At 30.2% G+C, this 25,231-nt stretch carries 20 protein-coding genes; all 20 read left to right on the top strand.

Annotation, left to right across the window (positions count from 1 at the left end; genetic code table 11):
• The first annotated feature begins 9 nt into the window (after positions 1-9).
• Positions 10-462, top strand: coding sequence for an FHA domain-containing protein (locus BEN51_RS12645; protein ID WP_119866378.1), 453 nt, complete (start codon positions 10-12; stop codon positions 460-462).
• 10 nt (positions 463-472) lie between these two features.
• Positions 473-1,705 carry an FtsW/RodA/SpoVE family cell cycle protein gene (locus BEN51_RS12640; protein WP_119866377.1) on the top strand — a complete coding sequence of 411 codons (1,233 nt, stop codon included), beginning with the start codon at positions 473-475 and terminating at the stop codon, positions 1,703-1,705.
• A gap of 14 nt (positions 1,706-1,719) precedes the next feature.
• Positions 1,720-3,183 (top strand): peptidoglycan D,D-transpeptidase FtsI family protein, encoded by a 1,464-nt coding sequence (locus BEN51_RS12635; protein ID WP_119866376.1) that lies wholly within the window; start codon positions 1,720-1,722, stop codon positions 3,181-3,183.
• Positions 3,184-3,375: 192 nt separating this feature from the next.
• Positions 3,376-3,927 carry a dTDP-4-dehydrorhamnose 3,5-epimerase family protein gene (locus tag BEN51_RS12630; RefSeq protein ID WP_119866375.1) on the top strand — a complete coding sequence of 184 codons (552 nt, stop codon included), beginning with the start codon at positions 3,376-3,378 and terminating at the stop codon, positions 3,925-3,927.
• Positions 3,928-4,068: 141 nt separating this feature from the next.
• Positions 4,069-5,940, top strand: coding sequence for an excinuclease ABC subunit UvrC (uvrC, locus tag BEN51_RS12625; RefSeq protein WP_119866374.1), 1,872 nt, complete (start codon positions 4,069-4,071; stop codon positions 5,938-5,940).
• Between the two features lie 113 nt (positions 5,941-6,053).
• The gene (murB, locus tag BEN51_RS12620) at positions 6,054-6,968 is read left to right on the top strand and encodes a UDP-N-acetylmuramate dehydrogenase (protein ID WP_119866373.1); all 915 of its coding nucleotides are present in this window, start codon (positions 6,054-6,056) and stop codon (positions 6,966-6,968) included.
• 266 nt (positions 6,969-7,234) lie between these two features.
• Entirely contained in the window at positions 7,235-7,717 is a 483-nt protein-coding gene (locus tag BEN51_RS12615; protein WP_119866372.1) for an LURP-one-related/scramblase family protein, read from the top strand.
• Between the two features lie 30 nt (positions 7,718-7,747).
• Positions 7,748-8,536 (top strand): TIGR00266 family protein, encoded by a 789-nt coding sequence (locus tag BEN51_RS12610; protein ID WP_119866371.1) that lies wholly within the window; start codon positions 7,748-7,750, stop codon positions 8,534-8,536.
• Between the two features lie 68 nt (positions 8,537-8,604).
• Positions 8,605-9,489, top strand: a complete 885-nt coding sequence (gene rapZ / locus BEN51_RS12605) for an RNase adapter RapZ (protein WP_119866370.1) — start codon at positions 8,605-8,607, stop codon at positions 9,487-9,489.
• Positions 9,486-10,832, top strand: a complete 1,347-nt coding sequence (locus BEN51_RS12600) for a gluconeogenesis factor YvcK family protein (RefSeq protein WP_119866369.1) — start codon at positions 9,486-9,488, stop codon at positions 10,830-10,832. Before rapZ ends, BEN51_RS12600 begins: the two co-directional genes overlap by 4 nt.
• Before the next feature lie 192 nt (positions 10,833-11,024).
• On the top strand, positions 11,025-11,975 hold the full coding sequence (gene whiA, locus BEN51_RS12595) for a DNA-binding protein WhiA (RefSeq protein ID WP_119866368.1): 951 nt from the start codon (positions 11,025-11,027) through the stop codon (positions 11,973-11,975).
• Positions 11,976-12,104: 129 nt separating this feature from the next.
• Entirely contained in the window at positions 12,105-15,662 is a 3,558-nt protein-coding gene (locus BEN51_RS12590; protein WP_119866367.1) for a DNA polymerase III subunit alpha, read from the top strand.
• A 442-nt stretch (positions 15,663-16,104) separates the two neighbouring features.
• Positions 16,105-17,064 (top strand): 6-phosphofructokinase, encoded by a 960-nt coding sequence (gene pfkA / locus BEN51_RS12585; RefSeq protein WP_119866366.1) that lies wholly within the window; start codon positions 16,105-16,107, stop codon positions 17,062-17,064.
• A gap of 73 nt (positions 17,065-17,137) precedes the next feature.
• Positions 17,138-18,556, top strand: a complete 1,419-nt coding sequence (gene pyk / locus BEN51_RS12580) for a pyruvate kinase (protein WP_119866365.1) — start codon at positions 17,138-17,140, stop codon at positions 18,554-18,556.
• Positions 18,557-19,017: 461 nt separating this feature from the next.
• Positions 19,018-20,676, top strand: a complete 1,659-nt coding sequence (locus BEN51_RS12575) for a peptide ABC transporter substrate-binding protein (protein ID WP_119866364.1) — start codon at positions 19,018-19,020, stop codon at positions 20,674-20,676.
• A gap of 73 nt (positions 20,677-20,749) precedes the next feature.
• Positions 20,750-21,691: an ABC transporter permease gene (locus BEN51_RS12570; protein WP_119866363.1), complete on the top strand. Its 942-nt coding sequence runs from the start codon at positions 20,750-20,752 to the stop codon at positions 21,689-21,691.
• Positions 21,684-22,748, top strand: a complete 1,065-nt coding sequence (locus BEN51_RS12565) for an ABC transporter permease (protein ID WP_164704122.1) — start codon at positions 21,684-21,686, stop codon at positions 22,746-22,748. The genes BEN51_RS12570 and BEN51_RS12565 overlap by 8 nt, the downstream gene beginning before the upstream one ends.
• Positions 22,749-22,761: 13 nt before the next feature.
• Positions 22,762-23,838 (top strand): ABC transporter ATP-binding protein, encoded by a 1,077-nt coding sequence (locus BEN51_RS12560; RefSeq protein WP_119866361.1) that lies wholly within the window; start codon positions 22,762-22,764, stop codon positions 23,836-23,838.
• Complete coding sequence (locus tag BEN51_RS12555) at positions 23,831-24,763, top strand: ABC transporter ATP-binding protein (protein ID WP_119866360.1); 933 nt, start codon at positions 23,831-23,833, stop codon at positions 24,761-24,763. The genes BEN51_RS12560 and BEN51_RS12555 overlap by 8 nt, the downstream gene beginning before the upstream one ends.
• A 193-nt stretch (positions 24,764-24,956) precedes the next feature.
• Complete coding sequence (locus BEN51_RS12550) at positions 24,957-25,223, top strand: metal-sensing transcriptional repressor (protein ID WP_119866359.1); 267 nt, start codon at positions 24,957-24,959, stop codon at positions 25,221-25,223.
• Positions 25,224-25,231: the final 8 nt, after the last annotated feature.

The raw sequence follows: 25,231 nt of genomic DNA, 5'->3' as shown, positions 1-25,231 counted from the left end.
GGTGAAAAGATGGATTTTTCGAAGGTTATAAGACTGGTTTTTGGAATAGCGTTTATAGTAATACTTTATTTCATTATTTTTTATGCTTTAAAGATAATGTATAAGGATGTAAAAAGTGGTGGAAGAAAAAGACCAAGTTCTACTAAAAGAAACTATGGAATAGAAGTTGTTAGCGTAGGAGAAAATTCAAATTTAGAAGAAGGATCTATTTTATTACTAAGAGATGTAATTACCATAGGAAGAAAAGAAGGTAATACGATAAGACTTAGTGATCAATATGTATCTGGAAATCATGCTGAAATTAAACTTAAAAATAATGAAATAATTATTAGAGATTTAGAAAGTACCAATGGTATTTTTGTTAATGATGTAAAAATAAAAGAATATTTTAAATTGAGAGCAAACGATAAGTTTAGGATAGGTAGTGCAATATTTAAAGTTATTAGATCAGATAAGAATTAGGAGTATAAATATGAATAAATTAAAGTTAGAAAAAAGAGTGCTTAAATTAATTTATTTATTATGTATTTTAATATTTACTAATTTGGCACTACTTGAAAAGCCTTTAAACAAGAATGCAGTTTTTATAGGATTAGGTCTTTGTCTTATAATAGGTTTTTCTCATTATTTAATAAGAAGATTTTATCCAAATGGAGATAAATTCTTATTTATATTTTCAAGTATATTAGCAGTTATTGGAGTGGCTGTACTATTTAGAATAGATCAAAGTATGGCAATTAAACAATTGTTATGGGCAATATTAGGAATAACTGCTTACATAGTTATTTCAGTAGCTCTGCCTAATATGAGTAAGTTTGCAGAGTACAGGAAAATATATATGATTATAACTTTAATCCTTATGCCAATGGGATTGATTTATGGACTTATATTCAATGTTGAAACAAATGGGGCAATGAATTGGGTATATTTTGGCCCCTTTGGATTTCAACCTTCTGAATTTGGGAAAATATCTTTAATTTTATATTTAGCTTCTTCCTTGAAAGATTATGAAAGTAAAAATAATATAAAAGCAGATTTCAAACAGCTTATAGTACCAGCTCTAATTGTAATGTATTCTTTAGTATGTATGGTTCTTCAAACAGACTTAGGGTCTACACTTATATTTTTTGGTATAGCAGTTACTATGCTTTATATAGCAACATCTAAGAAGAAATATGTGTTTACATGTCTTGGTCTTTCAATAGTAGGAGCTATAGGTGCATATGGGGTATTTAGTCATGTTAAAAGAAGAGTTATGGTATGGCTTGATCCTTGGAAGTATGCAAATGATGAAGGTTATCAGATTGTACAAGGTTTATATGCAATAGCATCTGGTGGATTATTTGGAGTTGGATTAGGTAATGGATTTCCAGATTTAATATTTGCAAGCGAAAGTGACTTTATTTTTGCTGTAATATGTGAGGAATTTGGAATAATATTTGCAGTAGGAATTATGATATTATACTTCCTTCTATTTTATAGAGGAATTAGAATAGCTTTTGTTACTAGTGATAAATTTAGTCAATTGTTGGTAGTTGGCTTAAGTACAATGATTGCATGTCAAACATTAGTTATTATAGGGGGAATATTCACTGTAATACCACTTACAGGTATAACATTACCCCTTATAAGCTATGGAGGAAGTTCAATGCTCTCAATGTTCTTTGCACTAGGAATGTTACAAAAGGTATCAGAGGAAAATTAAATAAGGAGGAAGCCATGAATTCTCTAGCAAAAAATGTTAAAAATGTAATGATAATATTTCTTTTTTGCTTTATAGCATTGATATCCTATATAGCATATTTTCAAGTATTTAAAGGACCTGATATAGCAGCAGATTCAGGTAATAGAAGACTTTGGGCAAAAAGAAATGAAGTAATAAGAGGAACTATTTACGATAGAGATGGTAATCCTATTGTTACTAGTGCAAGAATTGACGAATATAATCAAAGTAGAGATTATGCATATGGAGACTTATATGTTCATGCTTTAGGTTATATAGATGAAAGATATGGTATTACAGGTTTGGAAGAAGAATTTGATGAAGAATTATCAAAATATAATAGCTTTACAAATAGTTTTAGAAGTCTGCTAAAGGATTTTGATTTAAAAAGTGCAATAGAAAATAGAAATGAAGAAAAAGTAGGAAATGGTATAATTACAACCTTGGATTATGATCTTCAAAGAATTGCCTATGATGCTTTAGGAGATAGAAAGGGCTCAGTGGTTGCTTTAAATCCTAAAACTGGAGAAATTCTTGCTATGGTATCTAAACCTACTTATGATCCAACTAATTTAGAAAGAGCAATGGAAGATGCTAATAGCGGAGAAGATACTGAAAGCAGGCTGTTAAATAGAGCCTTATATGGAATATATCCTCCGGGATCTGTTTTTAAAACTGTAACTTTAGCTGCGGCTATTGAAAATGATCCGGCTGTAACAGCTAGAATTTTTGATGATCAAGGTAAGATTACATTTGAGGATGGAATAGAACTTAACAACTTTATGAAGCAGGCTCATGGAAGTCTAGACTTAAAAACTGCTTATAGAGTATCAAGCAATGTTGTATTTGGAACTTTAGCCATGGAAATGGGTAACGATAAATTAAAGGAAGTTGCAGAAAGGTTTGGCTTTAATGCAAGAATACCAGGAGTAGGTGTATCTATATCACAAAGTACTTTTCCGAAGTTAGGAGAATATGAATTAGGGAATATAGCTCAAAGTGGTATTGGTCAAGGGAGTGTGGCTGTAACCCCTATGCAGATGGCTATTGTTGCAGCAACTGTTGCAAATGATGGAGTTTTAATGCAGCCTAAATTAGTTAATAAAGTTATCGATAAAGATGGAAATACTATAAAGGAAATAGAAAATAAAGCACTTAAGAGTGATGTGATTTCAGCAGATATAACGGCTATTATAAAAGAATATATGAGTTATTTAGTTTCTAATAATATATATAGATGGCCATATTTTGATGGAACTAATGCAGGGGGAAAAACAGGAACAGCAGATTATATGGAAAACGGAGTAGAGGCAATTCCTCATGGATGGTTTATATCAATAGCACCAGTTGATGATCCTAAAATTGCAGTTGCGGTTATAGTTGAAAATGGAGAAAGTGGGGCAGGTTCTGCTGCAGATATTGCATCACAGGTGGTGCGGCAAGCAGTGCTTGGCAATTGATAGTTGAAAATCTAAAATATATAAATAGAGATAAGAACAATTTTTCTTGTTTTTATCTCTATTTTTTACTTTTCAATCAATTATCCATAGCTAATTATTAACTGAATAAGGTTTTGATTCATATATTAAAATGTAAAATCATTTAAATTTTTAAATACAAGAGAAAAAATTTATGATTAAGGAGAAGGATATATGTTTAGATTTGAAGAATTAGAAGTAGATGGATGCTATTTAATAACCCCTATGGTTTTAATGGAAGATAAATGTGATTTTATAAAAATATTTAATAATACACAGTTTAATATTTATGGATTAAGTACAGAATTTAAAGAGGAGTGCTATGCAATTGCAAAACCAGGTGTAGTTAGAGGAATGCACTTCCAGAGACCTCCAGAAGCACATGATAAATTAGTTACATGCTTAAGTGGTTCAATTCAAGATGTTGTAGTAGACTTAAGAAAAAAATCAAGAACCTTTGGGAAATATACTGTGATAGAGTTAAACGAAAATAATAGAAACATTATATATATTCCAAGTGGTTGTGCTCATGGTTATTATATAAAAGGAGAAAAAAATGCTATAATCTATTATAAAGTTACAAAACCCTATATCTTAAGTTTAAGAGATGGAATTCATTGGTCATCACTAAATATACCTTGGGAATTTTTAGATAAATATGAAGTAGAAGTTGAAGAAGAAGATGAAAAATGGCCAAGATTCGAAGAGTTTGAATCACCGTTTTAGGTAAAAGTACCTTTTGCAGTTCACAATTCACAGTGTACAGTATGCATTATGAATTGTGAATTGCAATAAAATTCCTTTTGTTTACTTAAGATTAAAATGTTAAAATTTATATACAAAGGAAAAGCTTTATGGAGGAGTGTAATGTTTGATTTTGAGTACCATTTGAAAAACTTACCAGAGAAGCCTGGAGTTTATTTAATGAAGAATTCTCTCGGAGAAGTTATTTATGTAGGTAAGGCTAAAATATTAAAAAATAGAGTTAAAAGTTATTTCCAAAATTCTAAAAATCATACCGAAAAGGTTAAGGCAATGGTTAAGAATATAGCAGAATTTGAGTATATAGTAACCGATAATGAAATGGAAGCCTTAATTTTAGAAGGTAATTTAATAAAAAAATACAGTCCTAGGTATAATATCTTACTTAAAGACGATAAATTTTATCCTTTCATAAAAATAACAACTAATGATGATTTCCCAAGAGTATTTGTAACTAGAAGATATGTTAAAGATGGTGGTAAATATTTTGGACCATATACAAATGGAACTGCAGTTTATGAAACAATAAAATTAATATATAAAATATTTCCTGTAAGGGATTGCAAATTATTAATTAAGGAAGATGGTCCAAAGGTTAGACCATGTTTAAATTACCATATTAAAAAATGTGTAGCACCATGTGCAGGGTATATATCAAAAGAAGAATATAGAAAAATGATTGATCAAATTATAGATATACTTAATGGTAAAGATAAAAAAATAAAAAATTATCTTAAGGAAAGTATGGAAGAGGCATCAAGAAATTTAGATTTTGAAAAAGCAGCTAAGTTAAGAGATAAAATATTTGCCATAGAAAATATTGTAGAAAAACAAAAGATATTTAAAACAATGGAAGGTGACGAAGATTTTATTAATATCTATCAGGATGAAAAAGATAGCTGTATTCAAATTTTCTTCTCTAGAGATGGAAAAATATTAGGAAGAGAAGATTTTATATTTGAGAATACTGTAAATGAAGAAATTGGAGAAATTCTAGAGGAGTTTATTACTTCTTTCTATGGCGGAACAGCAAAGATACCAAGATATATTTATGTTCCAAAGATAGAAGAGATAGAATTGCTTGAAGAATTTTTAAAGATAAAAAGAGGAGCTAATGTAACAATAAAGATACCTCAAAAGGGTCAAAAGAAAGAAATGCTAGAAATGGTAAAAAGCAATGCCAAAATTACTCTAGAAAAGTTTAAAGATAAGATACTTAGAGATAAAATGACTAATAAAATAGCTTTAGAAGAATTAAGAGATATATTAGATTTAGATGATATTCCATTTAGAATAGAATCTTATGATATATCTAATATTCAAGGTGTAGATTCAGTCGGCTCTATGATAGTATTTGAGGAAGGAAAAGCTAAAAATAGCGATTATAGAAGATTTAAAATAAAATCTGTTAAGGGAGCTAATGATTATGATAGCATGAGGGAAATTTTAGAAAGAAGATTTACTCATGGATTAAAGGAAATTGAAGAAATAAAAGAAAGAAAATTAAATTTTTCATCGGGAAAGTTTTCTTTCTTCCCAGATCTTATAATGATGGATGGAGGAAAGGGCCAAGTTAATGTGGCTTTAGAAGTATTAGAAAAACTAAATATCAATATTCCTGTTTGTGGTTTAGTAAAAGATGATAAGCATCAAACTAGGGGTATTATATATAATAATCAAGAACTTATTATTAATAGAAACTCAAATTTAATGCAGCTAATTAGAAGAATACAAGATGAAGTCCATAGGTTTGCAATTACTTATCATAGAACCTTAAGAGATAAAAGGACTTTACATTCAGTTTTAGAGGATATACCAAACATAGGAGAAAAGAGGAGACGAAATTTACTAATGAAATTTGGCAGCGTTGAAAATATTAAAAATGCTAGCTTTGAGGAGTTGTTAGAAACTCCTAGTATAGATAAAAAGGCAGCGCAAAGTATAATTGACTATTTTACTGTTAAAGAAAAGCTGTAACAAGGAAAAGAAAGTAAATATAATATGAATAATATAAATAAAAATATTGTTTATTATATGTTTTTATTTTATACTAGGTAAAGACAATTACTACGTTTTATAAGGAGTTAGGTATGAATCAATATAAAAATTTAAATAGTTTATTTGAGGAATTTTATAAAAAAGAAAATGTAATTCTTGATTCTGAAATGAAGAACCATGTTTATTTTAGAGTAGGTGGACCAGCTGATATACTTTTAATACCAGAATCTAAAGAGCAAGTTATAAAAACCATAAAAATATGTAGAGAAAAGAGCATACCTTTCTATGTAGTTGGCAACGGATCTAATTTATTGGTTAAAGATGGCGGAATAAGAGGAGTTGTAATAAAGTTAAATGAATTAAAAAACATAAGAGTAGATGGAGATATATTAGAAGCGGAATGTGGAGCTATGCTTAAGGATATCTCTAATGAGGCTTTAAAAAACTCTTTAACAGGCCTTGAATTTTCTTGTGGAATACCTGGAACAGTAGGCGGAGCTGTTTTTATGAATGCAGGAGCCTATAATGGAGAAATTGCTGATGTTATAGAATCTGCAGAAGTAATAAATGATAAGAATGAAGTAGTAGTGTTATCAAAAGAAGAATTAGAACTAGGTTATAGATCATCAATCGTTATGAAAAAAAATTATGTAGTATTATCAGCAAGATTTAAATTACAAAAAGCTGAGTATGATAAAATAAAAGAAACTGTAGATGATCTAACAAGAAGAAGGGAAGAAAAGCAGCCTTTAGAATATCCATCTGCTGGAAGCACTTTTAAAAGGCCAGAAGGATATTATGCTGGAAAGCTTATACAAGACGCGGGATTAAAGGGATATAGTATTGGTGGCGCAGCAGTTTCAGAAAAACATTCAGGATTTGTAATTAATAAGGGTGGAGCTACTGCTAAGGATATAATAGATCTAATAAAACATATTCAGAAGGAAGTAAAAGATAAGTTTGGTGTAGAACTTCATCCTGAAGTTAGAATATTAGGAGAAGACTAAACTAATTGACAGTTGGCAATTAACAAATGAGAAAATAATTCATTATAGTTGAATTATATAAATATTATTAGTTAAAAATTTAATAATAAATAATTAGAAAATAGAGCTGTTACATAAATTTTTATGTAATAGCTTTTCTTTTTATAAAATTTCAAATTTTTGCTATAAAAATATTGATTTTAATTAAGTGGTATATTATACTATATTTAAGATTTATACAAACCTTTTAAAGAGGTTACAAAAAATATTAAAAAGGGGAAATGTTAATGAGAAAGTTTTCTATTAATCAAAGATTATTTTCAATTGGGAGTAAGTTTGATGTATTAAATGAGCATGGTAAAGAGGAATATATAGTAGAGGCTGATAAGTTTGATATTGGTAAAAATATATACGTTTATGATTTGAACAATAGGAGAATATTATTTTTAAAACAGCAGATAAGGATTGGAGCGCATAGATATATTGCTTACGATTCCAATATGATGGAAATTGCTGAAATAAGGAAAGAATTTATGTTTCCTGAATATAATATTACTGGTCAAATGGGAAATATAAAAATGAGAGCAAGAGATGTTCTAGGAAGACATTATATAATAGAAAAGGAAAATAGAGAAATAGGTAGAATAGATAAGGAGATTAGTATTTTTACAGATTCTTATTCATTAGAAGTATTTGATGAGGAATATACTGTTTTTTTAATTGGATTACTAGTAATTATTGATATGGTAAGATATCATGAAAATAATTAAGAATAATTAAAATGCAAAGGAGATAGAAAAATGATAGCACATGAAATTGAATATGAAATTAAAGGGAATGAAATGCAATTTGTTGAAATTACCCTAGACCCTAGAGAAGCAGTAATTGCTGAAGCTGGAGCCATGATGATGATGGACAGCAGTATTAAAATGGATACTGTTTTTGGAGATGGCAGTAAAAAAAGCGGTGGCTTCTGGGGTGTTTTAGGAGGAGCTGCTAAGAGAGTAATTACAGGTGAAAGTTTATTTATGACTTCCTTTAGCAATACAGGTTATATAAAGCAAAAGGTAGCCTTTGCTGCACCTTATCCAGGAAAGATAATACCAATTGATCTTAAGAATTATGGCGGAAGAATAATCTGTCAAAAGGATGCATATTTATGTTCAGCTATGGGGGTAAATATCGGGATTGTATTTACAAAGAAATTAGGAGTAGGATTCTTTGGTGGTGAAGGCTTTATACTTCAAAAATTAGAAGGGGATGGTATGGCTTTCATAAATGCAGGAGGTACTATAGTAAAAAGAAGTTTAATGCCTGGAGAAACAATTAAAATAGATACAGGATGTTTAGTTGCAATGACTCAAAATGTACATTATGATATAGAATTTGTTGGAGGAATAAAAAATACACTATTTGGTGGAGAAGGAATGTTCTTTGCTACATTAACAGGTCCAGGAGATGTATGGATTCAAAGCTTACCATTTAGTAAGTTAGCTTCTAGGGTAATTGCAGCTGCTCCACATACTGGCGGAAGACAAGTAGATCAAGGAAGCATTTTAGGAACATTAGGTGATATATTTGAAAGATAGATTTAATTATAGTAATTTCAGTGATATAATTAACCTATAGAAGACTATGAGCAAGGGGGCATAATATCATGAGATTTATAATAGTTACAGGTTTATCGGGAGCAGGCAAGACAGAAGCAACAAGAAGTCTTGAAGATATGGGATATTTTTGTGTAGATAATCTTCCACCTAAATTGATACCTAAATTTGCAGAAGCGTGTATACAAAGTGATGGAAAAATTAATAAAGTTGCTTTAGTAATAGATATAAGAGGCGGAATTTTCTTTGATGATTTATTTGAAAGCTTAAATTATTTAAAAGAGCAAGATTTTAAATATGAAATTTTATTTTTAGATTCATCAGATGAAGTTTTAGTAAAAAGATTTAAAGAAACAAGAAGAAGCCATCCCCTAGCACCTAGAGGAAGAGTTATAGCTGGAATTAATGAAGAAAGAAAAAAATTAAGAGAAGTCAAAGATAGAGCAGATATAATAATAGATACTTCTAAATATGCAATTAAAGATCTTAGAGAAGAAATGAATAAACATTATGGAGATTCAAAGCAACCAAGAAAAAATCTGTCAATAACTATATTAAGTTTTGGTTTTAAACATGGAATACCAGTTGATTCAGATCTTGTATTTGATGTTAGATTCATACCGAATCCGTTCTATATACCATCCCTTAAGCCATATTCAGGAAATGATAAGCCGGTAAAGGAATATGTATTAGAACAGGAAGAAACTAAGAACTTTTTAACAAAGGTTGAAGATATGCTGGAATTTTTAATTCCTTGTTATAAAAAAGAAGGAAAAAGACAATTAATTATCTCGATTGGATGTACTGGAGGAAGACATAGATCAGTTGCTATAGCAAATGCAATATATGAAAAATTATTGAATAAAAATTATAACGTTTCTATAGAGCATAGAGATATTAAAGAGGATGTACATCAAGGAGCAAGGAAACTATGAAGTTTTATGAGTGGTTAAAACCAGGCCTAAAGGTAAAGAGATGGTTTTTCTTTGGAATATTTGGTGTTTTACTAATTGCTTTTGGATTCACAGAACTTGCTATTAGAAGGGTTTATGATTATTATTATAAATTATTTTATATATTTCTTAATATAACAGGAATTCTTGTAATAACCATATCAGTTATGGAAATAACTAAATCAATAATCAGAATAAATAATAAAAGGCAAGTCAATATTTCTTTAAATAGTAGAAAGATAGAAAATCTTATTGATGAAAAGAGGTTATTAGTAAAGGGCCCTAAAATAGTAACAGTAGGAGGAGGAACAGGACTTTCTACAATGCTAAGAGGATTGAAATATTATACCTCTAATATTACTGCTATAGTTACAGTTGGTGATGATGGTGGAGGTTCAGGAGATTTAAGAGAAGATTTAGGAATGCTTCCTCCTGGAGATATAAGAAACTGTATTTTAGCTTTAGCAGATACAGAGCCATTGATGGAAGATCTACTTCAATATAGATTTAAAGATGGAAGACTTAAAAATCAAAGCTTTGGAAATTTGTTTTTAGCTGCTATGAATGGAATAAGCGATAATTTTGAGCATGCAGTTCAGAAAATGAGTTCGGTTTTAGCTGTAACAGGAAGAGTATTGCCTGTTACTTTAGAGGATATGAAGTTAATTGCAGAGCTTGATAATGGAAATAGGGTGGAGGGTGAATCTCAAATACCTGAAGAAGCTCTAAGGCAAAATTCAAGAATTAAAAAAATTAGTATAGAACCTCAAAATGCAAAACCTTTAGACGATGCAATTAAAGCAATTGAGGAGGCGGATGCTATAGTTTTAGGACCAGGAAGTTTGTACACAAGTATTATCCCTAACTTATTGGTGAAAAATATAGCTGAAAGTATAAGAAAAAGTGATGCAATAAAAATATATATTTCAAATATAATGACACAGCCTGGAGAAACAGATGGCTTTAAGGCATCGGATCATATAAAAGTATTAAGAAAATATGGCGGACGAAATATTGTCGACTATGTTATTGCTAACAACGGTGATATACCAACAGAAATTAAGGAAAAGTATGCTTTAGATAATTCAAGTTTAGTTGAATTAGATAAAAAGGAAGTAAAAAAATTAGGAGTTGAAATAATAGAAGAGCCTTTAGCAAAAATAGAGAAGGGCTATGTGAAGCATGATTCTGAAAAATTAGGAGAAGTTATTGTTGATACAATAATGGAGAAGAAGCTTTTATATGATAGGAAAAAGATTATAGAATATATGTATGTTTCTAAAAAGATTAAGGAAAAGGAAAAAAGAAATAAAAGAAATCAATGATATTTATAAAACTTCTATAATTCTTATAGAAGTTTTATTTTTCTATTATTATATATTTTTATAAAAATATATTAATTAGTTAAAGTAAAAGTAACAAGTGTATAAGATATATAGCTAGAATTTGTATATAAAATTTTAGATTAACTTATGATATAATAATATGATAATAATAGAAATAAGGAGAATGGGAATATGTCGTTTTCATCAAAAGTAAAGGGAGAAGTTTGCAGATATTCAGAATTAACGAAAGAAAAAGCCTTAGCAGAAATATCTGCAATAATGAAAGTTAGTGGAACTATAACCTTTAGTGGCTCTGGGTTATCTTTTAGAATAACTACAGAAAACCCAGCTTCTGCAAGGCATATTTTTAGTTTATTAAAAGATTATTTTAACATACATTCAAAATTAATGGTTAAGAAGAGCAGTTCCTTAAAAAAGAATAATATATATATGGTTGTTATAGATGAAAGTATGGGAGTAAAAGATCTTTTAAGAAAGACAGGAATATTAAGGGAAGTTGATGGTGTATTAACCTTAGACTATAGAATAGATGAAGAAATGGTAAAAACAGATGAACTTAAAAGATACTATATTAGAGGTGCTTTTTTGGGTGGAGGAAGTATTAGCAACCCTGAAAAAACCTATCATTTAGAATTTGTAACTCATAGTGAAGAATATGCCAGAGATTTATCTAAATTAATTAATTCCTTCGGATTAAATACAAAAGTAATACAAAGAAAAAACAGCTATATAGTCTATTTAAAAGAAGGAGAACAAATATCAAATTTGTTAGGGATTTTAGGAGCTCATACTTCATTACTAGAATTAGAAAATATAAGAATAATGAAGGAAATGAGAAATAATGTAAATAGGCTAGTAAATTGCGAAACGGCAAATTTAAGCAAAACAGTAAATGCTGCAGTAAGGCAAGTTGAAAGTATAAAGTTAATTCAAAGGGAAATAGGTCTTCAAAGATTACCACAAAACTTAAGAGAAATAGCAGAGTTAAGATTAAACTATCCAGATGAGTCTTTAAAGGAACTAGGAGAAATGCTAGATCCTCCAGTTGGCAAATCAGGAGTTAATCATAGATTAAGAAAAATAGAAAAAATAGCAGAAGAGATTAGATCGGGAAACTATTAAAACAGTTTATAGCTAGGAGTGTGCAGTGGACAGTTAAGATTGAAACTGCTAAGGCAGTTTCTAAGATTTTTATCCTAAATTGTGCAATGTGAACTGTGAATTGAGAACCGAAAAGAACGGGGGTGTAATATGGAAAAGCAATTTACTCACTTACATCTTCATACTGGCTATAGTTTGCTTGATGGCTCTGGAAAAGTAAAGGATATAATAAGCAGAGCTAAAGAATTAGGAATGAAGAGCATAGCTATAACAGATCATGGAGTTATGTATGGATGTGTGGCTTTTTATAAAGAGGCTGTTGCCCAAGGGATCAAGCCTATAGTGGGATGTGAAATATATGTTGCAGCTAAGTCTATGGATATCAAGGTAAATGATAAGGAAAACAGCACCCATCATTTAGTTTTATTAGTTAAGAATGATGAGGGGTATAGAAACCTTATGAGAATAACATCAGAAGCTTCTATTAGAGGTTTTTATTATAAACCAAGGGTTGACCATGAGTTTTTAAGAAAACACAGCGAGGGACTAATAGCATTAAGTGCCTGCTTAGGTGGAGAGGTTCAATCTTGGATACTTAAGGATAATTATGAAAAGGCTAAAGAAACAGCTCTTCTATACAAAGATATTTTTAAAGAGGGGTTTTATTTAGAAATTCAAAATCATGGCATGGAAGAGCAAAAAAAGGTTATAGACTGGAATATAAAAATATCAAAGGAAACAGGAATACCATTGGTTGCGACGAATGATGTACATTATATATATCAAAAAGATTATGAAGCTCATGATGTACTTATGTGTATTCAAACAGGAAAAACAATAGATGACACTAATAGACGAAGATATCCCTCAGACCAATTTTACTTAAAGTCTCAAGAAGAGATGTGGGATATTTTCTCTTTTGTACCAGAAGCCTTAAAAAATACAACTAAAATAGCAGAAGAATGCAACTTTAATTACGAATTTCATGTTTCAAAACTTCCTAAATTTCCAGTTCCAGAAGGTATAAAACCTTATGAATATTTAAGAAATATTTGTTATTCTGGATTAATAGAAAGATATGATGTTTTTAAGGACTTCCTGAATAAACCATTAAATGTTGATGAGTTTATGAATTATTATAAAGAAAATGAAAAGGCTTATGGATATATTGAGAGATTAGAGCATGAACTATCAATAATTAATCAAATGGGATATGTTGACTACTTCTTAATAGTTTGGGATTTTATTAGATTTGCAAGAGAAAATGGAATTCCAACAGGACCAGGTAGAGGATCTGCTGCAGGATCAATAGTAGCCTATACTTTAGGAATAACAAAGATAGATCCGATAAAATACAATTTGCTTTTTGAAAGATTCTTAAATCCAGAAAGAGTGAGTATGCCGGATATTGATTCGGATTTTTGTTATGAAAGAAGACAGGAAGTTATTGATTATGTTGTTGAAAAGTATGGAATAGATAATGTTTCACAGATAATAACCTTTGGAACAATGGCTGCAAGGGCTTGTATAAGAGATGTAGGAAGGGCAATGAATTATTCTTATGCAGAAGTAGATAGAATAGCTAAAATGATTCCTTCAATGCTTAATATAACAATAGATAAAGCTTTAGAAATAAATCCAGAATTAAAGGAAGCTTATAATAATGAAGAAAGAGTTAAGGCTCTAATTGATGTAAGCAGATCTTTAGAAGGACTTCCAAGACACTCATCAACACATGCAGCAGGCGTTGTAATAGCATCAAAACCATTGGTTGAATATGTACCCCTTCAAAAAAATGAGGATTCTATTGTTACCCAATTTGATATGACAACTTTAGAAGAGTTAGGTCTTTTAAAGATGGATTTCTTGGGATTAAGAACATTAACAGTTATAAATGATGCAGTGAAAATGATAAAAGAAAATAAGGGGATAGACCTAGATTTAGATAAAATAGACTTTGAAGATCAGAATGTATATAAAATGTTTGGAGAGGGAAAGACAGCAGGTGTTTTTCAATTTGAATCTCCAGGAATGACTGCATTTATGAAGGAATTAAAACCTGATTCTATAGAAGATATCATAGCTGGTAATTCTTTATATAGACCAGGTCCTATGGCAGAAATTCCTAACTATATAGAAGGAAAGAAAAATCCAGATAAGATTAAATATATTACTCCAGAACTTGAAGATATTTTGGATGTCACTTATGGTGTTATAGTATATCAAGAGCAAGTTATGCAGATAGTTATGAAGCTTGCTGGTTATTCAATGGGAAGAAGTGACCTAGTTAGAAGAGCCATGTCCAAGAAAAAACATAAAGTTATGGAGGAAGAAAGAAAGAACTTTATTTATGGTATTGTAAAGGAAGATGGAACTGTAGAGGTTCCAGGATGCTTAAGAAATGGGATTTCAGAAGAAGCTGCAAATAAAATCTTTGATCAGATGATGGACTTTGCAAGTTATGCCTTCAATAAATCTCATGCTGCAGCTTATGCAGTAGTTAGTTATCAAACTGCATATTTAATGAAATACTATCCGGTAGAAACCATTGCAGCAATGCTTAATTCTGTTATGGGAACAAGTGAAAAGGTTGCTAATTATATAAATTTTGCAGAAAGTTTAGGAATAGAAGTTTTACCTCCAGATATTAATGAAAGTTATTCAAAATTCACCGTTAAAGGAGATAAAATAAGATTTGGATTAGCAGCTATAAAAAATGTTGGTTACAATGTAGTAGAGTCTATAGTATATTCAAGAAATAAAAAAGGTGCTTTTGAATCTTTAATGGATTTTATTAATAAAATAGACTTATCTGCAGTTAATAAAAGGGCTATAGAAAGCTTAATTAAGGCAGGAGCTTTAGATTGTTTTAAAGTATTTAGATCAAGATTATTAGCAGTCTATGAAAAATTAATGGATGGAGTTTCAAGTGAAAAGAAACGTAATATAGATGGTCAAATAAGTCTCTTTGCTTTAGATGAAGATATAATAGAGGCACCAGAAGTTAATTATCCTAATATAAAAGAGTTTTCTAAAAAGAATCTTTTAGCAATGGAAAAAGAAATGACAGGATTATATTTATCTGGTCATCCGCTAGATGAGTATACTTATAGCCTTAAAGTGCAAACTACAACTGATATAGAAAAAATATTTAAATCTCATGAGATAATACAAGAAGCTTATGGACATATAGAAGTTCCAGATAATATAATTCATGATGATGAAAGAGTTATTCTTGGAGGTATTTTAACTTCTGTAAATCAGAAGATAACAAGAAATAATACTATGATGGCATTTTTACAACTAGAAGATTTAACAGGAACTATAGAAGTTATAGTATTTCCTAAAACCTTAGATAAGGTAAGAGAACTTATAAAGGAAGATAGCTTAGTTGTTATAAAAGGAAGAATAAGCATTAAAGAAGATGAAGCTCCTAAGCTTATATGTGAAACTATAGAACCATTAGAAAAGGTTAATTCCACAAAGGTTTATATCAGAGTTGATAATGTAAATTTGGCAAAGGCTTTTATTAAAGAAGCAAGAGGAATTCCTGAAGAGTATAAAGGAGATACTGCAATTTACATATTTACTTCAAATGACAGAAAGCAATATAGAGCTCCAAGAGATATTTGGATAAACATAGATTCAGATGTAATTAGTTATCTTAAGGAACTTGTAGGAGAAAATAATGTTAAGTTAGTTGAATAGTATTAGGGCTGTTTTGTAGCGTTAGTTATAAAACAGCCCTAAATTTATTATTATTTATAAAGTTCTTAATAGATTGCAATTTAGCAAATGAAAATAGTGAAATTATTCACAAAAATTTTTAAAATTTGTAAAAAGGTAAAAGATTACAATGAAAGAATTGTAAAGTTGTCTGAAAGTTTAATAAAAATAATTAAATATTCTATAAAATCTGAAAAAATAGGTTATAATAAATATAGCAAACTATAAAAAAAGTCGATAAAAATCGTAATTATGCATTATTTTAGTTGCATAAAACTCGACTTCAAAGTAAAATAGATTAGTAGTAAATGTAGTTAATAATTTTATTTAAAAATAGCAAGCGATATAAATTTATTAAAATAAAAGACTAATTAAACAAAAGTTGGGACAAACTTTGCCCCTATGGTGTTAAGGAGGAAACGGCATGCAAAAAATAGCTATTTTAACAAGTGGTGGAGATGCTCCTGGAATGAATGCAGCAATAAGAGCAGTTGTTAGAACTGCACTGCATAAGGGAATTCAAGTTATGGGAGTTCAAAGAGGATACGCAGGTCTAATTAATGGAGAGCTTATTCCTATGAATAGATCATCTGTATCAGATATTATTCATAGAGGTGGTACAATCCTAAGAACTGCTAGATGTCCTGAATTCAAAAAAGAAGAAGTTAGAGAAAAAGCAGCAAAAATATTAAAAGCTTATGGAATTGACGCTTTAGTAGTAATTGGTGGAGATGGATCTTTCACTGGAGCCAAGCTTTTATCAAAGCTAGGAGTAAAAACTGTAGGAATTCCTGGAACAATTGATAATGATTTAGTTTATACTGACTACACAATTGGATTTGACACAGCATTAAATACAGTAATAGATGCAATAGATAAGGTTAGAGATACATCTACTTCTCATGAAAGAGTTTCTATATTAGAAGTAATGGGAAGAGATTGTGGAGATTTAGCTTTATATGCAGGTATTGCTGGTGGAGCAGAATATATAATAACTCCAGAAAAAGGTTTTTCAAGAGATGAATTATGTAAAGTTATTCTTGAAGGAAAGCAAAATGGTAAAGTACATAATTTAATTCTACTTGCAGAAGGAGTAGGTGGAGCTCAAGAATTAGCTGAATATGTTGAAAATGTTACAGGAATAGAAACAAGAGCTACAGTTTTAGGTCATATTCAAAGAGGAGGAAGCCCAACTGCAACAGATAGAATTTTAGCTTCAAGAATGGGTGCTAAAGCCGTAGAAGTTCTTTTAGAAGGAAAAACTTCAAGAGTAATTGGAATAAGAGATAATAAAATTATTGATGAAGATATAGATGAAGCTTTAGCATTAGAAAGAAAATTTGATGATGAACTATTTGATTTATCAGAAGCAATTTCATCATAAAATAAGATTGTAGTTTTGTTATAATTAATTACTGATTTAAAAAATTTATATCCAAAGTGAAGGAGTGTATTACATGAGAAAGACTAAGATGGTGTGTACAATAGGACCTGCTAGCGATACCCCAGAGATATTATCTAAAATAATAGAAGCAGGAATGAACGTATCTAGACATAACTTCTCCCATGGAGATCATGAAGAACATGCTAGAAGAATAAGATTAGTTAAGGAATTATCAGCAAAGTATAACAAACAAATAGCAGTAATGTTAGATACAAAAGGACCAGAAATAAGAACAGGAAAGTTTGAACCTAAAAAGGTTGAATTAAAAGCTGGAGATGACTTTGCTATTTATGCAGGCGAAGATGTAGTTGGAGATGCTACTAAGTGTTCTGTTACTTATGAAGGATTAGCAAATGATGTAAAACCTGGAGATACTATTTTAATAGATGACGGTTTAGTTGGATTAGAAGTAAAATCAGTTGAAGGAAATAGAATTAATTGTAAAGTGTTAAATACAGGTTTTGTAGGAACTCATAAGGGAGTAAATGTTCCAGGAGTTGCAATAAACTTACCTGCTTTAACAGAAAAAGATATTTCAGATCTTAAATTTGGATGCCAAATTGGAGTAAACTTCGTTGCAGCTTCATTTATAAGAAAGGCAGCAGACGTTGAAGCAATAAGAAAAGTATTAAATGAAAATGGTGGGGAAGATATAAAGATATTCTCTAAGATAGAAAACCAAGAAGGTGTAGATAATATAGATGCTATATTACAAGCATCTGATGGAATAATGGTTGCAAGAGGAGACCTAGGAGTAGAAATTCCTATGGAAAAATTACCTGCTGTACAAAAAATGATAATTCAAAAATGTAATGATGCAGGAAAGCCAGTTATAACTGCTACTCAAATGTTAGATTCTATGATAAGAAATCCAAGACCAACTAGAGCTGAAGTTTCAGACGTTGCAAATGCAATTTATGATGGAACAGATGCAATAATGTTATCTGGAGAATCAGCAAATGGAGATTGGCCAGTAGAAGCGGTACAAACTATGGCTAAAATAGCAGTAGAAGCTGAAAAACAATTACGTTATGAAATAGCTACATCTAAAGCTAAATCACATATACCTGCAACTGCTGGTGTTATTTCAAGAGCAGCTGCAAATGCTGCTTATGAATTAAAGGCAGCTGCAATTATTACAACAACTCAAAGCGGATCAACAGCAAGAAGAGTTTCTCAATGCAGACCAGATTGTGCAATAGTTGCTGTAACTCCATATGAAAGAGTAGCTAAGAGTTTAGCTGCATGTTTTGGGGTATATCCAGTAGTTTCAAATGAAATGACATCGACAGATCAAATGATGGAAGAATCAATTAAAACTGCTAAAGATAATGGATTTGTAAAAGAAGGAGATACTGTTATTATAGTAGCAGGAGTTCCACTAGCAGAAGTAGGAACTACAAACCTATTAAAGGTTAGTGAAGTAAACTAGTTGAGTTTTATTAAAATATAAATTATATACAATAAAAGGTTATTACATAAATAATTTTATGTAATAACCTTTTTTTACATTTTCTCAAAAATAAATATATAAAAATTAAATAATAAAATTAAGAAATTTTTGAATAAAAAAACATAAAAGAATGAAAAAATTAATGAATTGTTAAAAAAATCCTCTTGAATACATTTACAATAGATTTAATTAATAAATAATCGTATAAAAATTAATAAAAATGAAAAAATATATGCATTTTTTAAGAAAGTCGAATTTTAAAATTTTTAATAAAACTGCATATTTAGTATTAAAAAAATATAATAATAATTAATAAATTGATAAATTTATATATTGACAAAGGAAAAATTGAATATATAATATTAATTAAGAAATTTTTATAAATTAATAAAAATTTAAATTCTTTCTAAAAATTTTAATGAATAAGGGGGCTATTTAATATGAAAAGTATCAAAAAGCTATTGTCTTTGGCAGTAGCAATGTCATTGACATTTAGCTTAGTAGCTTGTGGTGGGGGAAGTAAAACAAGCGGAAACAATGGTAGCGGCTCAGAAGCTTCAGAAACTTCTGGTGGTACTTTAAAAGTACAATTTGACGTTGAAGTTGCGTCAATGGATCCACAAATTGCTACAGATGGAACTTCTTTTGAAGTTATTGCTGCAGTTACAGAGGGTCTATATTCTGTTGATGCAGACGGTAATCCAATTTTAGCTATGGCAGAATCTGCGGAAAAAAGCGAAGATGGATTAACTTATACATTTAAATTAAAAGACGCAAAATGGTCAAACGGAACAGCAGTAACTGCAAATGACTTTGTATTTGCATGGAGACGTCTTGCTGATCCAAAAACAGCTAGTGAATATGCATTTATGGCAAGTATTGCAGGATTTAAAAATGCTGATGCTGTTTTAGCAGGAGAAAAGGGAGTAGAGGAATTAGGTGTAAAAGCTGAAGATGATAAAACATTAGTAGTTGAATTATCACATCCAGTTACATTCTTTGAATCATTAATGACATTCCCATCATTCTATCCTGTAAATGAAGAATTCTTTAAGCAGGCAGGAGATAATTTCGGAACATCAGCTGATACTATTTTAGCTAATGGTCCATTTAAGATTGCTTCTTATGAACCAGCAGCAACAACTATAGAATTAGTAAAAAATGATCAATATTGGGATGCGTCAAGTGTTAAGTTAGATGGAATACAATTCCAAGTAATTAAAGAAGCTCAACAAACAATGCTATCATACCAAAATGGTGATTTAGATGTTGCAACACTTGCAGGAGAGCAAGTAGAACAATTTAAGACTGATCCAGAATTTAATAATGTTGCGGCAGGTTATTTATGGTATATTTCACCTAACCAAAAGGTTAAGGGATTAGAAAATGAAAATTTACGTAAAGCAATCGCATTATCTTTTGATAAGGAAGCAATAGTTAATAATATATTAAAGGATGGTTCAATCGTAGCAGATTTTGCAGTTCCAAAGTTACTTGCTACAGGACCTGATGGAAAAGACTTTAGAGAAGGTGTACAACCTTACCTTTCTACTGATAAAGAAAAGGCAAAAGAATATTTTGAAAAAGCTAAGAAAGAATTAGGACAAGAAACATTCACATATAAAATGGTTGTAGAAGATACAGAATCAGCTCAAAATGTAGCTCAATTTATTCAAGCACAAGTTCAAGAAAATTTACCAGGATTTACAATAGAATTAGAAGTAATGCCTAAGAAAAATAGAGTTGAAAGAATGCAAGCTGGAGATTATGAAATTGGATTAACTCGTTGGGGTCCAGATTATGCAGATCCAATGACATATTTAGATATGTGGACTACAGATAGTCCTAATAACTATGGATTATGGTCAAATGCTGAGTATGATAAAATAATCGAATCAGCGAAAAATGGTGAACTTTCATTAGATCCTGAAGCTAGATGGACAGCATTAAAAGATGCAGAAAAAATGGTTATGGATGAAGCTGTTATATTCCCTGTATATCAAAAGGGTAATGCAGTAATGATTAAGAGCAACGTTTCAGGAATAGAGTACCACTCAGTTGGAGTTACAAGAATCTTTAAGAATGTAACTAAAAAATAAGAAGTTTAAATAATTATTAAATATTACAGTGGTAATAGTTTGCCACTGTAATTTTTTAAAGGAGGAATTGCAGATGAAAAAATATCTGCTAAAGAGAATAGTAATTTCTATTACAACACTGTTACTTATTTTATTAATACTATTTTTAATGCTTGAGTATATGCCAGGCTCTCCATTTAATGATGAAAAATTAACAGCAGAACAACTTGCTTTATTAAATCAAAAATATGGACTAGATAAACCAGTATTTGTGAGATTTTTTAATTATGTTAAGAACATGCTTACTGGGGACTTTGGAGTTTCATATACAATTTCAAAAAATACACCTATATCTTCATTATTAGCAACACGTCTACCAATATCAGTAAGAGTTGGAGGACAAGCTGTTTTTTTAGGAACAATAATAGGATTGGTTTTAGGTGTAGTAGCAGCTTTAAAGCATAATACAATATGGGATACAATGACTACTGTAATTTCGGTATTAGGTGTTAGTTTACCTTCATACGTTTTTGCATTAGGGCTATCTTATTCATTGGGATTTAAAGTTAATTTATTTCCTCTTTTATATGATGGCGGTGCACCATTTAAATCCTCGGTACTTCCAACAATAGCTTTATGTATGTTTACAATAGCAACAATTGCTCGTTTTACAAGAACAGAAATGTTAGAAGTATTAGATTCGGATTATATGCAGCTTGCAGAAAGTAAAGGAATAAATGGAATTAGATTAATAACAAGACATGCATTAAGAAATGCTTTAATTCCAATTATTACAGTGCTAGCACCATTAATTGTAGGTTTAATGACAGGAAGTTTGGTTATTGAAAAGATATTCTCAATTCCTGGAATAGGAAGTCTTTTAGTAACTGCAATTCAATCAAATGATTATAACGTAATAGTAGCAATAGCATTTATATATAGTGCAATGTATATAGGCATAATGTTATTAGTTGATATATTATATGGAGTTATTGATCCTAGAATAAGACTAGCAAAGGGGGATGAACATGAGTAATACAACATTTAATGAGAAAATAGAATTTTTAGAAGATGATTTTGAACTAGTTGGTGCTGAAAATGTTGGTACTGTTGATAAGGTTTATGTTAGTCAATCTTATTGGCAAGATGTTCTAACCCGTTTAAAGAGAAATAAGGGGGCAATGATAGCGTTAATATCTATTATAATAATTACCTTACTTGCAATATTTGGTGTTGGAATGAATGAGCATAGTTATGATTCTCAAATTATTGCCCATCAAAATCTTGCACCAAGAGTTCCAGGAATAGAAAAGCTAGGAATATTTGATGGTAGTGAAACTATGAATACATCTTCAGGAGAGGTTGAAGTTAATAGATATGTATCTAATGATGGAAGCAAAACAGGATTAGAAGATGTATATTATTGGTTTGGTACAGATATTTTAGGAAGAGATATATTTACAAGAACTTGGATGGGAACAAGAATTTCTCTTTATATTGCTGTAGTTGCAGTTTTAATTGATATAATATTTGGTTTAAGCTATGGTCTTATTTCAGGATATTTTGGCGGAGCAGTTGATAATGCAATGCAACGTTTTGCTGAAATATTAAATGGTATTCCAAACTTAGTAATTGTAACTTTATTAATTATTGTATTAAAGCCTGGACTTATTACAATTACCTTTTCGCTTATGATTACTGGATGGATAGGAATGAATCGTATTGCTAGAGCTCAAATGCTTAAATTGAAGGAACAAGAATTTGTTTTGGCTTCTAGAACATTAGGAGCAAAAGATTTCTTTATCATTTTTAAAGAAATTCTTCCTAATATACTAGGACCTATAATTACTAATACAATGTTCTCAATACCAAATGCTATATTTACAGAAGCTTTCCTAGCATTTATTGGATTAGGAGTTCCAGCTCCTATGGCTTCATTAGGTTCATTAATAAGTGATGCCTTTAAGTCATTTACAACCCATCCATATATGATATTGCCGCCAGTAATAGTACTTGCAATATTAATGTTAAGCTTCAATATACTAGCTGATGGTATACGTGATGCGTTTGATCCAAAGATGAAAGAAAGATAGGAGGCTTGGATAGATGGAAAAAGAAAAAATATTATCAATAAAAGATTTATCTATATCCTTCGAGACATCAGCAGGTATGATGAATGCAATTAGGGGAGTTAATTTAGATTTATATAGAGGAGAGACCCTTGCAATAGTAGGTGAAAGTGGTAGTGGGAAATCAGTTACCATGAAGGCTGCAATGGGAATATTAAGTAATAATGGGAAGGTTAATTCCGGAAGTATTGATTTTACCTATTATAGAGATAATGAAAAAGTTCAAGTTGATATTTTAAAGCTTTCAAAGAAGGAAATGAGACAGAGGATTAATGGAAAGAGAATAGCAATGATTTTCCAAGATCCTATGACATCTTTAAACCCAACAATGACAATAGGTGCTCAAATAATGGAAGGTATGATATGGCATTATAAGACACCTAAAGAAGAAGCGCGAAAGAGAGCCATTGAACTATTAGATCTTGTTGGTATTACAAATCCGGAAAAGAGAATGAAAAGCTATCCTCATCAACTTTCAGGTGGAATGAGACAAAGAGTTGTTATAGCTATTGCTCTTGCTTGTAATCCTGACTTATTAATTTGTGATGAGCCAACAACTGCTTTGGATGTAACTATACAAGCAAAGATTCTAGAGCTAATAAAAGATATTCAAAAGAAATTAAATATTTCAGTTATATATATTACTCATGATCTTGGGGTTGTAGCAAAGGTTGCAGATTATGTAGCAGTAATGTATGCAGGAAAGATAATTGAAAAGGGAAAAGTAGATGAGATATTCTATGATCCTAGACACCCATATACTTGGGGCTTATTATCTGCAATGCCTGATATTAATACTAATGATGATAGACTTTATACAATACCAGGAACCCCAGCAAATCTACTAAACAAGGTAGAAGGAGATGCTTTTGCTTCAAGAAATAAATATGCCTTAAATATTGATTTCAGATTAGAGCCTCCTATGTTCAAAATTACAGATACTCATTATGCTGCAACATGGCTATTACATGAAAAGGCGCCAAAAGTTGAAATGCCTAAGGAGCTACGTGATAGAATAGAGAGAATGAAGAAGGAGGCGTATTTAAATGCATAATAAGCAACCTTTATTAGAAGTGAAAAATTTAAAGCAACATTTTAAGGTAAGCAGAAAGTTTACAGTGAAGGCTGTAAATGGTGTTTCCTTCGAAATTTATCCAGGAGAGACTTATGGTTTAGTTGGTGAATCAGGAAGTGGGAAGTCTACAATAGGACGTTCAATTATTCGTCTATATGATCCTACTGATGGAGAAATAAAATTTGATGGGATAGATATATCTGGTAAGTTAACTAAGGAACAAGATAAACATTTAAGAACTAATATGCAAATGATTTTTCAAGATCCTATGGCATGTTTAAATCCTCGTAGAAAAGTATTAGACATTGTTGCACAAGGATTAGATATTCACCGCTTATATAATAGTAAGGAAGAACGTGAAGAAAAAGTATATAAAATACTAGAGAAGGTTGGTCTATCAAAAGAACATGCAAATAGATTTCCACATCAATTTTCAGGTGGTCAAAGACAACGTATAGGAATAGCAAGAGCTCTTGTAATGAATCCTAAACTAATTATAGCGGATGAAGCAATAAGTGCCTTAGATGTATCTATTCAAGCTCAAGTTGTAAACTTAATGAAGGATATTCAAAAAGAGACTAACACTGCATTTTTATTTATTGCACACGATTTGTCAATGGTTAAATATATTTCAAATAGAATAGGAGTATTACATTTAGGATATTTACTTGAAACAGGAACTACTGAGGAAATTTTCTCAAATCCTATTCATCCATATACTAAATCATTGTTATCTGCTATTCCTCATCCTAATCCAGCAGTTGAAAAAACAAGAATATCTGAAACTTATGATTACGAAACAAGTGGAATAGACTATTCAAAAGGCTTAAATAAGCATGTAAGTGGTTCTCATTATGTATTAGCTACTGATGAGGAATTTGAAAAATGGACAAATAATAAATAGAACCCCATTCATAATTTATATATAAACCTATACCCTATAGAATAGATCTTTATATATCTAATCTATAGGGTATATTTTATTAATATGCATTTTAAATACAAAAAATAATTTAAAGGGCATTGACAAAATATAAAGATAAGAATACTATATAAATATACCCCTACCGGGGGGATAGGGTGAAAGGAGTAATGCTATGAATAATGAGAAAAAACAGGCTTTAAAAACATTAAAAATAGCTAAGGGGCAAGTAGAAGCAGCTATTAAGATGATTGAGGATGAAAGATATTGTGTAGATGTATCTAATCAAATTATTGCTGCCCAATCTCTTTTAAAGAAGGCAAATCTGCTTATTTTAAAACAGCATATGAATCATTGTGTTATAGAAGCCGTTGAAAATAATAAAGGACCAGAAAAGATAGAGGAAATTATGAATCTTTTATCAAAGGTAATTGGGAAATAGGCATTATC

The sequence above is a fragment of the Clostridium isatidis genome, from assembly GCF_002285495.1.
Taxonomy (GTDB): Bacteria; Bacillota; Clostridia; order Clostridiales; family Clostridiaceae; genus Clostridium; species Clostridium isatidis.
The sequence above is the reverse complement of the archived record's forward strand: the minus strand, read 5'-3'. Positions and strand labels throughout refer to the sequence as shown.